Genomic DNA, 12442 nt, shown 5'->3' with positions numbered 1-12442 from the left:
AAACAGGACGCGGGCGTCGGCCGGGGAAGGGCTCCCCGGCCGGCGCCCGCGCGTGTCGTTCAGATCACTTCAGGCCGAACGGGTTGACGGCCCGGTAGTCGAGACGGCTCCAGTGCTCGACGAACCGGCCGCCTTCGACGCGGAAGATATCGGCCCGGTTCAACCGGAGCTCCTTGCCCGTGCCCTTCTCATGGCCGTGCCAGACCCAGAAGACGACGACCTGGCCGTCGCTGGCGACGGTGTGCTTGACCTCGAAGGTCAGGTCGGGAAAGCGCTCGCGATAGCTGCGCAGGTTGTCGGCGAGGCCCCGCAGGCCGGGCTCGAGGCCGGCCTGGTGCTGGATCAGGTCCGGCGCGATGGCGCTGGGCACGGGGGCCTGGGGCTGCCGGTAGAACGTGTTGACCGTGTAGAGCAGCGTGACCAGGTTGCGACGCTGCTGGGGGGTGCCGCTCCAGTCGGTGCGCGTCGAGGGCTGGTCGCCGCCGGGCAGGTTGACGCCGAACGCCTGCATGGCCGCGTAGTCGACGGCGTCCCAGTGCTCGGCTATCTTGCCGTCCTGCACGCGGTACAACTCGGCGGTCTCGAAGACCAGTTCCTTGCCGGACTGGACGTGGTGCCCCTTGAAGGTGGCCAGCAGCATCACCTTGTCCCCCTGCGGAACGATCTGGTGGATGGTGCCCGCCAGATCGGGGAAGACGCTGTGGAAGAGCTTGTAGTCCTCGTGGTAGCCCGCGAGCCCCTGCTTGAGCCCCGGGCTGTGCTGGATGTAGTCCTCGCGCATGAACTCACCGGCGCGGTCGAGCCGTTGCTTGCCCAGCACTTCCTGGTAGAAGCCCAGGACGACCCGCTTGCTCGCCTCACCCCGCGTGTCGGTGCCCGGGTACCGGGCGGCGCCGTCCTGGGCGGCGTTCGCGTTTCCCCAGGTGAACACGGCGAGCAGTACGCCCACCACGCCCACCAGCAGGAGACGGCGGAGCTTGCTCTTCTTCTTCACTCGCTTGCCGTCCTTCTTCCCGTTCTTCTCGTCGTCGTTCACGCGACTGGATTCCTCTCGCGGTGGGTCGGTTGGGGTGTGGTGGTAGGGGGCGCCGAGTCCTCCCGGCCTTCCGGCTTCCTGCCGGGCAGCAGCAGCAGGACCGCCAGGACTCCGACCGCCGCGACTCCACCCGCCACCGTCATCGCATCGGCGATGGCGGCGACATAGGCGTCGGACGCGATGGTGGACAGGCCTTGGCCCGCTTCGCCGCCGATCCGTGCGGCGACCTCGGCGGCCCCGCCGAGCGAGTCACGCGTGGCTTCGGCCGCCGGTGCGGGGAGCCCGCCGAGGTCCGGCAGCCCGTCGCGGTAGGACGTGGTCAGCACGGAGCCGACGACCGCGATCCCGAGCGAGCCGCCGACCTGGAGCGTCGCGTCGGTCACCGCGGATGCGGCGCCACCCTGCTCCGGCGGGGCCGCGGCCAGGATGGCGTTGGCGCAGGGCGGCAGCACGAGGCCCATGGTGAAGCCGAACAGGGCCAGCGCACCGAGCGCGACGGACTCGGAACCGGCATCGGCGCGGGCCATGAGCAGCATGCTTCCGGTGAGCGCGACCAGCCCCACGCCGGCGATGGGCCTGATACCGGTCTTCTCGACCAGCTTGCTGCCGAGGCCGGCGCCGACGACCGCCGTCAGCACGGGCAGCAGCCGGATTCCGGCGTCCAGCGGGCCGTGCCCGCGGACGAACTGCAGGTACTGGGTGACGACGAAGAGCAGCCCGAACAGACAGAAGTTCACGCAGAACATCGCCACCGCGCTGCCCGCGAACAGGGGGGCACGGAACAGCTTCCCGGACAGCATCGGATACGGGGTGAGCCGTTCCCACAGCACGAACGCGACGATGAACACGGCTCCGGCGGCGAGCACCGAGAGCGTGAACCCGTCCGTCCAGCCGTATCGCGGCCCCTCGATGATGCCGTAGACGAGCACGCCGAGACCGGCCACCGACAGGAGCACTCCCACCAGGTCGAGCGGCCTCCGGTCCGGATTGCGGGATTCGGGGATCATGAGGGCACAGGCGACCACGGCCACCAACACGATGGGCACGCTGATCAGGAAGACAGCGCCCCACCAGTAGTGCTCGAGCAGCAGTCCGCCCAGTACGGGTCCGAGCGGCACACCGATGGCGCCCGATCCGGCCCACACGCTGATCGCCTTGGCCTGCTCCTCGGCCGGGAAGACGTGCTTGATGATCGACAGCGTGGCCGGCATCACGAAGGCGCCGCCCACGCCCATGCCGGCGCGCATGGCGATGAGCATTCCGGGGCTGGTCGCGTACGCGGCGGCCAGCGTGAAGCCGAAGACCAGCACAAGGCCGGTGATGAGCATCCGCTTCCGGCCGTACCTGTCACCGAGCCCGCCACCGAGCAGCAGCAGACCGCCGAAGGCCAGGGTGTATGCGTCGATGATCCACTGGAGCTCCCCGCCGGTGGCCCCCAGATCGTGCTGCACCCGGGGCAGGGCGAGGTTGAGGATCAGATTGTCCATGCCGATGACGATCAGGCTCAGGCACAGGACGGCCAGGATGCGCCAACGGCTGCGGTATACGGCAGATGGGTCCACAGGGAACGGTTTCCTTCCGGGTCAGCGGGGCGAGGGGCCGGCTGGTACGCGAGCGTCCGCGGAGGCCTGGGCGGCGGTCTCGGAACCAGTTCCGTTGCCCGGGCCCTGATGCGTCCCGGCGGGCTCCTCCGCGAGGCCGAAACGGCGGTGCAGCCTGCGCAGCGGTGCGGGGGCCCACCAGTTGACCGGGCCCATCAGCCGCATGAAGGCGGGCAGCAGCAGCCCCCGCACCACCAGGGCATCGATGAACAGGGCGAGGGTCAGCCCGAGGGCGAACATCTTCTGGAAGGCGATGGTGCTGGTGAAGAGGCCCGCGATGGTCACCACACCCATCAGCAGGGCGGCCGATGTGACGAGTCCGCCGGTGCGCTGGAGCCCTCCCGCCACCGCCTCGGTGTCGTCCGCACCCGCGTCGTGGGCCTCCTTGATCCGCGAGAGCATGAACACCTCGTAGTCCATGGAGAGCCCGAAGAGCAGGCAGAACATCAGGATCGGGGCGACCGCCGTCAGTGCTCCGGTGGCGGTGAAGTCCAGCCAGCCGGAGAGGTGCCCGTCCTGGAAGATCCACACCATCGCACCGAAGGTGGCGCTGAGGCTGAGCACGTTGAGCACCAGCGCCTTGAGGGGCAGCACCACGCTTCCGGTGAAGAGGAAGAGCAGGACGAACATCGCGACCGCGATGAAGCCGAGCACGAGCGGCAGATTGTCGCCGAGCGTCTCCTTGGTGTCGGCGAGCGCGGGTCCCGCACCGGTCATCTGCACCGGCCAGGGAGCGTCCACCGCGCGCAGGTCGTCGACGAGCCGCTCGCCGCTGTCGGAGTACGTCTCCACGCTGGGCACGACCCGCAGATACGTACCGGCCGCCGAAGCCGTGGGCGCTGTGGCGGGTCCGGGTTCCGCGACCCGGGCACCCTCGGTGAACACCCCCGCGAAGGAGGTCACGGAGGCGACTCCGTCGACCTTCGACAGCCTCTGCGCATAGTCGCCGATCTCTTCGGACTTGGTCCTGCCGTCGCCGATTCCGGCGGCCACGACCGTGACGGCATCGGCCTCGCGGGATGCGAAGTCGGTCCTCAGCGCCTCGCCCACCTGGCGGCTTTCCGAACTCTTCGGAAGCTGCCGGTCGTCGGGCAGGCTGAAGCGCACCCCGGTGAACGGCGCGCCGAGTGCGAGGAGCGCGACGACTCCGAACGCCGCGACCGGCAGCGGGAAGCGCATCACCAGGCCGGCGGTCCGGTACCAGAAGCCTCGCCGCTCGCCGGGCGGGTTTCCGCCGGCCGCGGCACGGGCCGTGCGGCGCCGGAACGGCTTGCGTACGTCCAGGCTGTTGATCTTCGAGCCGAAGAGCGCGAGCAGGGTGGGTACGACCACGATGGCGGCCAGCGCGGCGAACAGCGCGACACCGATTCCCGCCACGGCGATGGAGCGCAGGAAGTACAGCGGGAACACCGCGAGGGCGGCCAGTGACAGCATCACCGTCAGCGCCGAGAACAGCACCGTCCGGCCCGCCGTCCTCACCGAGGCGACGATCGCCGCGGACCTGACGTCCTTGTCGGTGACATCGCCGCCGAGCCGCTGGAGTTCCTCGCGATAGCGCGAGACCACGAACAGGCTGTAGTCGATGGCGAGTCCCAGACCGACGATCGTCGTGGCGTTGAGCGCGACCACCGACACGTCCATGAACTCGGCCATGACCCTCAGCAGCAGCAGTACCCCGACCACGACCGGGATCGTCATCAGGATCGGCAGCAGCGCGGCCACCAGGCTGCCGAAGACCAGCATCAGCACCAGGAACAGCACGGGGAACGCGATCCGCTCCATGGCCATCAGGTCTTCCTGGGCGGCCTTCTCGGTGTCCTGGGCCGCGGCGACACTGCCGCCGAGCTTGACCTCCAACACTCCCTGGGAGCCGGAGAATTCCTTGCGCAGCCCCTCGATCCGCTTGGCTGCCGCGGTCTCGTCGCCCCCGATGTGGGCCAGCACCAGCGCCGTGTCCCCCTGCCCGTCCCGGAGCGAGGGCTGCCTGCCCGACGTCCAGTACGAAGTCACCTGCTCGATGCCCGGTTCGCGGCCGAGGCGCTCCGCGAGCCCGGCGCCGTCCCGGGCCGCGGCGTCCCCGTCCACGGAGCCCTCCGTCTTCACCAGGAGGACGAGGTTGGGGCTGCGTACGCCGAAGTCCTGGGCGAGTGCCTCCCGGGCGAGGCTCGACTGGGCGGCCGGATCCTCGAACCCGCCTCCCGCCAGCTTGCTGACGACCCCTCCCCCCACGGCTCCGCTCAGTACGACGAAGCCGATGATGGCGAGGAGGAAGGATCTGGGCCTGGCCGTGACGGCCCTGCCGATGCGCGCGAGCATGACGCTCCGTTCTGTTTCGTGAGGTGGGGGTACTCGGGCGCACACCGGGAGGGCTGCTCACCGGCGCGGCAGCGACCGTGCGCCGGCGCTAACGCGCATGCGTCCTTCGGTACTCACGGTCAAGGCGGGTCAGCCGGACCGCGGTCCTGATGGAATGCGCCAGAGTGCCGAGGGGGCCGGTTCCGGGCGGCGGGACGATGCCCATCTGGGTCAGCATCCCGGCGTAGTCGCCCTCCTGGCGGAACTCGCGCATACGGCCTTGGTCGTCGTACTTCTCGATGATGATCTCGCCGATTTCCAGCGCGCGCTTGGTCGGCGGGATGCCGAAGAGCGGGCCGAGGTGCGTGCCCCGGAAGGTCACGTGCAGCACCGCCTCATTGCCGTCGATGAGGATGTCGTGCCATTCGATGTCGACGTCGGGCTTCGCCGCCCGTACCAGGTTGAGGGTGTCCAGGAATTCCCGGCCTCCGTTGAGCACCGGCCGGCCGGGGAGGTAGCACTTGTAGTCGGGCGAATACCAGGGCAATGCCTGGGAGTTGTCATCCGACCAGGAGAGGTCGGAGACCATCAGGATGTGCTCCCTGGTCAGCTTGAACCCTCCGGCCGCCGGCGCACCCGTCCCGGCGTCCGAGGCGCTTGCGAGCTGTCCGTCCACGGTCATCGACCGACTCCCCTGCGCTGCTTGATCCGGTCCTTGGCCATCAGCGCGCCGAGCCGGCCGACGGTCTTGAAGGTGTGGGCCACGGTGCCGAGCGGCCCTGCACCCTCGGGCGGGGTGATGCCTATCTGGCCGAGCACGCCCAGGTAGTCGGCCTGCTGCCACATCTCGACGATCTTGCTGCCGGAGAAGCGCAGGATCACGTGCTCGGTGAGGTACGTGGGCATGCCGGTGGGCGGAATTCCCATCAGCGTGCCGAGGTGGTGCCCCCTCAACTCACCGCGCACCATGACCTTCTCGCCCTGGGCGAGCACCTCGTGGGTGGTGCGGGACAGGTCGGGCATGGCGGTGAACATCTGGCTCGCCAGGTCCCGCAGGCCCGGTATCCCGTGGATGACGGGCTGTCCCGGAAGCGGAACATGGGTCACCACCCCGGAGCTGAAGTGCTCGTCTATGACCGCGAGGTCCCGCTTGTTCCACAGGTCGTCGAGCACCCGTGGTGCGATCTTCCTGATGTCGGGCGCGACAGGCGCCGTTCTGCTGGGCATCGTCTCTCCGTCTCTTTGCCGCTCTTTGCCACGCTCAACTCCCCGCGTTGCGGGCCGCCGCGGCCAGCCAGTCGTGGCGGATGAGGCTGCTGAAGGGTTCGATCAGCAGCCAGTAGGGCCGGAATCGGCGTACGGAGGCGTGGTCGGTCCCGTAGACCCTGGTTTCGGTGTGCAGGTGCGTCTGTGAGCCGCGGGTGCCGACCGAGAAGGCCATGAGGCCCTTGATGTGCCCCGGCTCGTCGAAGTCCCGGTACTCGTCGGGGGTCAGCGTGAGCCAGTTCTGCCGCAAGGCCCACGGCTGCCCCGCGAAGCCGACGACGAGGTCACCGTCCGGGTCGTCCTGGAGCGGAAAGGCACCCACTCCCTCGTACAGCCCGTCGATGACGCGTGCGTCCTTCGCCAGATAGCGCTCCTTCTTGGCGGACATGAGGCGGGCCGGAATGCTGCGTGCGAAGACCAGCGGACGGATGACGTACATGTCGCCGGGGACCACGTCGCGCACCGCCCGCGCGGCGACCGCGGGCTCGGCCCGCACGCTCCGTCCGTGGTGGGTACGCCACTGGTACTCCGGCAGCCAGCTGTCGCAACTGGCCATCCTCAGATCGATCTTGGGGCTACGCATGGCGTCCGCCTCTCTCCGCTGTCAGTTGATGAGATCCGCACCAGTCCGCTCGGGATACACCCGCGCGGAGGCCTTCTTCTCCGGGTCGCACCGCCGCCCCGGCCCGGATCCCGACAGCCTTGGCCTGGCGCGGAGCTCCGGTCGGACCCCGGGACATTACAATACTAGAGTTCCGGAACTCGAGTATCGTATACTTGCACCATGCCGAACCCCGCACCACGACTGGGCCGCCCCCGGGACAATCAGATCGACACCGCCGCGCTGCGGGCCGCACGCGAGCTCCTCGCCGAGGTCGGCTACGCCGGGGTGACCATGGACTCGATCGCCGCCCGTGCGGGCGTGGGCAAGGCCGCCATCTACCGCAGGTTCGGATCCAAGGCGGAGCTGCTCTTCGCCGCCGGCGTGCACGGCATGGACATCGAGCCGCCGCCGGACACCGGCTCGCTGCATGAGGACATCGCCGCGATGGCACGTCTCATCCGCGACCGCCTCTCGGCGCCGGCGGCCCGTGTGGTGACCCCCGCGCTCATGCTCGAGATGTCCCGCGACTCCGCGCTGGTAGCCCGCTTCCAGAGCACTTTCATCGCTCAGGAGCAGCGTGATCTCGCGGCGATCCTCGGGCGCGCCGAAGCGCGGGGCGAGCTGCCCGGGCCGATGGACCCCACACTGGCCCATCTCCTGCTGGGCGGGCCCCTGTTCCTCGCCCTGTTCGCCTTTCACCTGCCGGTGGACGACACCCTGCTCGACGATCTCGCATCGGTGATCGCCGCCGGGCTCATCGCCCACGCCAGGGACACCACACCCGACTGAGCCGACATCACTCCGCTACATCCGATACCGCGGGCGCAAAACCCGGAAGCCACGCGATCGCCTCCGCGCGGTAGGGAACCCGGGCCCCCAACTGGCTGAGCATCCCGAGCTCACTGAGCCACACCCGCTGGACCAGCGCGTGCTCCGGCGGCATCCGCAACCGTGCCCTGATCAGTTCCGCGTCCTGCGCGAAGGTGGCGCGCCCCATGACCTCACGCATCCATTCCCGGCCGAAGGTGAACTCTTCGGTGGCCAGCGGCCGCGACATCGGCTCGAACGAGCCGAGCAACCAGCCGAAGTCCTCCCTCCGGCCCGCCGCGCCCCCCGACCGGTCCTCCTTCAGCATTCCGGCGTCCCGCATCACCTCGGCCATGCGGTCCGGGTCCTTCTCGACGCAGGCACGCATCACCTGACCGATCCAGGACGGGAATCCGTCCGGAAGCCGGGCCACGGCACCGAAGTCGAGAACCCCGAGCCGTCCGTCCCCGGTGAGCCGGAAGTTCCCCGGGTGCGGATCGGCGTGCAGCAGACCCACCCGCTGCGGCCCGGCGAGGAGGAACCTGGCCAGCAGCAGCCCCAGCCGGTCACGGTCATCCTGGCTGCCGTCGTCCATGACCGCGGACGCCTGGACGCCCTCCAGCCACTCGGACACCAGAACCCGGCCGGTACCCGCCACCACCCGGGGCACCACGAAGTCGGGATCGCCGTCGAAGGCATCGGCGAACGCCGTCTGGGACTCGGCCTCCTGCCGGTAGTCCAGCTCCTCGGTCATCCGCTCCCGCAGCTCCGCCAGGATCTCGCGGGCATTGACCTCACCGCCGGCCACCCGGTCGAGAATCCAGCCGATCCGGTTCAGATGACCGAGGTCCGAGGCGAGCGCGTCGGCGGCGCCCGGGTGCTGGATCTTGACTGCGACCTCCGTGCCGTCGTGCCAGCGGCCCCGGTGCACCTGGCCGATCGACGCGGTGGCCACCGGCCGGTCGGCGAACTCGGGCAACTTCTCCCGCCAGTCACGGCCCAGTTGCTCAGCCAGCACCCCGTGCACGATCCGCGCGGGCAGGGCGGGTCCGGCCTCCTGCAGGCTGGTCAGTGCCGAGCGATAGGGGCGGACCAGCTTCTCCGGCAGACCGCTCTCCATGACGCTCAGCACTTGGGCGAATTTCTGTGCCCCGCCCTTGAGCTCACCGATGACGGCGAAGAGCTGTTTGGCGGTGCGTTCCTCGATCTCGGCACGAATCGCTTCCTCGGCACCCCCCGCCAGCCGCCGGGCCAGGCCGAACGCGGTGCGGCCCGCCAGCCCCAGCGGCAGGGACGCCACCTTCAGCGACCGCCGTACCGCGCCCCTCGGCGGCTCACCACTCATCGGTCCGCACCGCCGGCCGCCCTGGAGAGCAGGATGTCCCCGCCCTCCACCCGCACCGCATAGGTGTCGATCGGGTCCATCGCCGGGAAGTCCAGGGCCGTCCCGGTGCGCAGGCAGAACCGGCTGAAGTGCCAGGGGCACTCCACCGTGGCGCCCTCCAGCTCCCCGTCGGAGAGTTTCGCCGCCTCGTGCGAGCATTCGTCGCGCACCGCGTGGAGCTCGCCGTCGGCATGGGCGAGCAGCACCCGGACTCCGCCGAAGTCCACGCTCAGCAGCCCTCCCGGTGGCACGTCCGCCAGCTTCGCCACACGGAGTTCTCCCTTGATGTCCACAGTGCTGTTTCCTCTCGGTCCACAGGGCTCCGGCCTCAGCCACAGCCGCCTCTGCCTCTCCGATCCGCGAAGGGGCGCCGTGGATACGCCCCCGAGGATCAGCACCCTTCCGGCCCCGACGCCATCTGAGCGCAGCGAGTGACCACCGTTCCGAGATGACCGAACACTTCTGCACGGGGAAACGGGTCACCGGCCGCCCCGCGACGGCTGACCGGGGCGCCGGATCGGGCCGGCCGCACCTTCGGTGCGCCCCCGACTCGGCAACTAGAGAAACACTTGACAATGCCTTCCCCGCTGGCGCAATCTCGCCATCGGTGCCCTCCAACACGCGGCAACGACAGACATCGCCAAGGGACTTCGCCGTAACTCCCGCGACGCTAACCGACCCCTCGCGCCCCTCGGCCTCACGCGTTCACGAAGCGAACGCCACACGACTTTGACGGGGCCCTGACGTATAGTTGACGCTCGTAGTGGGGGACATGAGGTTTTTGAGATCCAGATTCTTATTGAACCGAAACTCTGCGGGTTCCTGTAGGCAGTGCCGCGACCAGCGGCGATGCCCGGACGGACCGGCAGACCAAGGGTTTCGGAGCAATACGTGAGAGCAACGGGGGGAATTATGGAAGACTTTGCTCTGCATAAGCTCGTGGATGAATGCCTGGACGGGAACCCGGAGAGCTGGTACCGGATCGTCGAGCGCTACACACCTCTGATTTGGGCCATAGCACGTGGCCACCGGCTCTCCGCAGCCGACTGCGAGGACGTCAGCCAGACCACCTGGATGCGAGTCATCCAGCACCTGGGGAAGCTCCGGGACCCGGAGAAGCTGGCCCACTGGATCTCCGTCTCGGCTCGACGAGAGAGCCTGAAGCACATCCAGAAGTCCGGCCGGAGCACGCCGATCGAGGACCCGGAGGTGTTCGACCGGCCTCAGCCGTCTGCGAACCAGCCGGAGGAGACGGCACTTGATCGCGAGACCCGTGACGAAGTGCTCCTCGCCTTCTGCTCGCTGTCGCCGAAGTGCCAGGCGCTGCTGGGCCTGCTCGTGGCCGAGCCACCGATGTCGTACGACGAGGTGAGCGCCACGCTCGGACTGGCCCGGGGATCGATAGGGCCCATTCGCGGGCGCTGCCTGAAGCATCTGGAGCGCGCCTTGGAGCGTGAGGCGGACCGCTCCGGACAGGCCAAGGAGCTCTTCGACTCCATCAAGAAGATGGGCCTGCGGGCATATGCCGAGGAAAGCGGCTCCGAACTGCGGTCAGGGCCCCGGAGCAGCCGGGTGTCAGCCGGCTGAGTCGGAAGACCGGCCCTCCAGGGCGGCGAGCGGCTCCTCGCTCTCCATCGTCTCGCTCTCCATCGCCTCGCCGTCCATTGCGGCCTCGAACGCGATAAAGGGAAACAGGGCCTTGGCGTTCTGGAGCATCTCCTGCGGGGGCGCCCCAAGGGCTTCCGAGAGCTTGCCCAGCGCCGCGTTATCGGCGTCGCGCACCCCGGTCACCTCCACCATTTAGTTCGTCCCTTAACTAGATGCAGGGTAAAGGAGAGTCCCGCGAACCACAATACCGACGAGTATGTGGGTCGCGGGACTCTCCGTATCCGGCCACGCCCGCGGATGGAAGTGCCGTCAGGCGGAAAGCGGAACCACCTGCTCAAGGGACCGGAGCAGCCGGTCGATGCGCCGGATCTCACCCGCGGGATAGCACTCGGCTTCCGGTAGCGCACTGCGGCAGAAGCCGCTGAGCACGCGCCCCGGCCCCACCTCGACGAAGGTCTGGATGCCGCTCGCCGCTATCGCCTGCAGCGTGTCCGACCAGCGCACCGCACCCGCCAGCTGACGGCCCAGCAGCCGTTTCGCCTCGGCTCCGGTTCGTATGCGGGCAGACGTCACATTGGCCAGCACGGGCAGCACCGGGTCGGAGAACACGACCTGATCCAGTTCGGCGGTGAACTCCTCCTCCAGCGCGCTCATGAGGCTGCAGTGGAAGGGGGCGCCGACATTCAGCATGACCGAGCGCTCGGCCCCGACGGCTTTGGCGGCCTCCACCGCCGCGCGAACCGCCGCGCGTTCGCCGGACACGACATGCTGCCCGGGGTGGTTGTAGTTCGCGACCTCGACGACCTTGCCGTCCCTCTCGCGTATGCCGGCGCAGAGCTCTTCCACCTGGCGGGCCGACGGGCCGATGATGGCGGCCATGGCACCGGGCGTGCGCTCGTTGACTCCCGCCATCAACTGCCCTCGCTTGCGCACCAGTCGCAAGGCGTCGGTCCATTCCAGCACCCCGGCGCAGACCAGCGCCGTGTACTCGCCGAGGCTGTGCCCGGCCGCGACCGACGGGGCAATGCCATGGCCGCGCAGCACATCCAGGGCGGCGATGCTGGTGAGGAACACCGCGGGCTGGGTGATCTCGGTGGGAACCAGATCCTCGGCGGAGCCCTCGAGGCACAGCCGCGACAGCTCGAAGCCGAGAAGGTCGTCGGCGGGCCGGTAGTAGCGGTCCATCAACTCGGGATGACGTGCAATCAGATCTGCTCCCATCCCGGGCCGTTGGGATCCCTGCCCGGGGAAGAGGAAGGCGATGTCGTTCATGGGAACCCTCCGTGGGGTGGTCCGGCGCGTGCGCCAGAGGGCCGGCGCGTGGTGTGCGCCGGCCCCCGGGGCCGAGCGTGTCATCGCAGGGACAGGAACTGCCCCTGGTGGTAAGCGAGCGGATCGGCCGGTTCGGCGCATCCGATGCCGGTGACTTCTCCGATGAAGATGCTGTGGTCGCCCGCGGAGACCTCTTGGGCCACCCGGCAGTCCAGGTGCGCGACGGCTCCGTCGAGCACCGGGATGCCCGTGTCACCGATGCGGTGCGGCACGCCGGCGAAGCCCGCGCTGCCGAGCGGTCGTCTCGACGAGGCGAACCAGCCCGCCAGTTCGGACTGCTCCCGCCCCAGCACGTTCACGGTGAATTCACCGGTGGAGCCGATCGTCCGGGCGCCGCGCGAGGTGTGGCTCAGGCAGACCAGCAGCATCGGTGGATCGAGGGAGACCGATGCCAGCGAGGAGACCGTGGTCCCGGGGGGGAAGGGGGGGGAGGACAAAATGAACACCACCCCACCCGTGAAGAAACCCCCCCCCCCCCCCCCCAAACGCCCAGCCACCACCGCGCCCCC

General features: G+C 69.2%; 12 protein-coding genes and 1 pseudogene. 2 read left to right on the top strand and 11 right to left on the bottom strand.

The window, feature by feature from the left end:
- Positions 1-64: 64 nt before the first annotated feature.
- The 6 genes and pseudogenes from ACFRU2_RS13030 to ACFRU2_RS13005 all read right to left on the bottom strand — a co-directional run bounded on the left by ACFRU2_RS13030 (position 65) and on the right by ACFRU2_RS13005 (position 6781).
- A complete protein-coding gene (locus ACFRU2_RS13030) occupies positions 65-1036 on the bottom strand; it encodes an ester cyclase (protein ID WP_382971375.1) in 972 nt (323 codons plus the stop codon).
- Positions 1033-2598 carry an MFS transporter gene (locus tag ACFRU2_RS13025; protein ID WP_382971373.1) on the bottom strand — a complete coding sequence of 522 codons (1566 nt, stop codon included), beginning with the start codon at positions 2596-2598 and terminating at the stop codon, positions 1033-1035. The genes ACFRU2_RS13030 and ACFRU2_RS13025 overlap by 4 nt, the downstream gene beginning before the upstream one ends.
- A gap of 21 nt (positions 2599-2619) precedes the next feature.
- A pseudogene (locus ACFRU2_RS13020) lies at positions 2620-4953 on the bottom strand (MMPL family transporter); the annotation flags it as partial.
- Between the two features lie 88 nt (positions 4954-5041).
- Positions 5042-5614, bottom strand: a complete 573-nt coding sequence (locus ACFRU2_RS13015; RefSeq protein ID WP_382971370.1) for an ester cyclase — start codon at positions 5612-5614, stop codon at positions 5042-5044.
- Positions 5611-6159: an ester cyclase gene (locus tag ACFRU2_RS13010; RefSeq protein WP_382971367.1), complete on the bottom strand. Its 549-nt coding sequence runs from the start codon at positions 6157-6159 to the stop codon at positions 5611-5613. Before ACFRU2_RS13010 ends, ACFRU2_RS13015 begins: the two co-directional genes overlap by 4 nt.
- Positions 6160-6193: 34 nt before the next feature.
- Positions 6194-6781 (bottom strand): hypothetical protein, encoded by a 588-nt coding sequence (locus tag ACFRU2_RS13005; RefSeq protein WP_382971364.1) that lies wholly within the window; start codon positions 6779-6781, stop codon positions 6194-6196.
- A gap of 201 nt (positions 6782-6982) precedes the next feature.
- Here ACFRU2_RS13005 and ACFRU2_RS13000 point away from each other — a divergent pair, with 201 nt between their 5' ends.
- The gene (locus ACFRU2_RS13000; RefSeq protein WP_382971361.1) at positions 6983-7591 is read left to right on the top strand and encodes a TetR/AcrR family transcriptional regulator; all 609 of its coding nucleotides are present in this window, start codon (positions 6983-6985) and stop codon (positions 7589-7591) included.
- Between the two features lie 7 nt (positions 7592-7598).
- On the opposite strand, the gene ACFRU2_RS12995 is transcribed toward ACFRU2_RS13000, so the two are convergent.
- Positions 7599-8954 carry an ABC1 kinase family protein gene (locus ACFRU2_RS12995; RefSeq protein WP_382971359.1) on the bottom strand — a complete coding sequence of 452 codons (1356 nt, stop codon included), beginning with the start codon at positions 8952-8954 and terminating at the stop codon, positions 7599-7601.
- Complete coding sequence (locus ACFRU2_RS12990; protein WP_382971356.1) at positions 8951-9286, bottom strand: non-heme iron oxygenase ferredoxin subunit; 336 nt, start codon at positions 9284-9286, stop codon at positions 8951-8953. The genes ACFRU2_RS12995 and ACFRU2_RS12990 overlap by 4 nt, the downstream gene beginning before the upstream one ends.
- 646 nt (positions 9287-9932) lie before the next feature.
- Here ACFRU2_RS12990 and ACFRU2_RS12985 point away from each other — a divergent pair.
- Positions 9933-10580: an RNA polymerase sigma factor gene (locus ACFRU2_RS12985; protein ID WP_382971353.1), complete on the top strand. Its 648-nt coding sequence runs from the start codon at positions 9933-9935 to the stop codon at positions 10578-10580.
- On the opposite strand, the gene ACFRU2_RS12980 is transcribed toward ACFRU2_RS12985, so the two are convergent.
- The 3 genes from ACFRU2_RS12980 to ACFRU2_RS12970 form a co-directional block, all read right to left on the bottom strand.
- Positions 10569-10793, bottom strand: a complete 225-nt coding sequence (locus ACFRU2_RS12980; protein ID WP_382971351.1) for a hypothetical protein — start codon at positions 10791-10793, stop codon at positions 10569-10571. The genes ACFRU2_RS12985 and ACFRU2_RS12980 overlap by 12 nt on opposite strands.
- Before the next feature lie 117 nt (positions 10794-10910).
- The gene (gene fabD / locus ACFRU2_RS12975; protein ID WP_382971348.1) at positions 10911-11873 is read right to left on the bottom strand and encodes an ACP S-malonyltransferase; all 963 of its coding nucleotides are present in this window, start codon (positions 11871-11873) and stop codon (positions 10911-10913) included.
- An 80-nt stretch (positions 11874-11953) separates the two neighbouring features.
- Positions 11954-12382 (bottom strand): flavin reductase family protein, encoded by a 429-nt coding sequence (locus ACFRU2_RS12970; RefSeq protein ID WP_382971345.1) that lies wholly within the window; start codon positions 12380-12382, stop codon positions 11954-11956.
- Between the last annotated feature and the right edge of the window lie 60 nt (positions 12383-12442).

Source organism: Streptomyces sp. NPDC056883 (assembly GCF_042788835.1).
GTDB lineage: Bacteria > Actinomycetota > Actinomycetes > Streptomycetales > Streptomycetaceae > Streptomyces > Streptomyces stoeckheimensis.
This window is presented reverse-complemented; position numbering and strand designations above follow the sequence as displayed.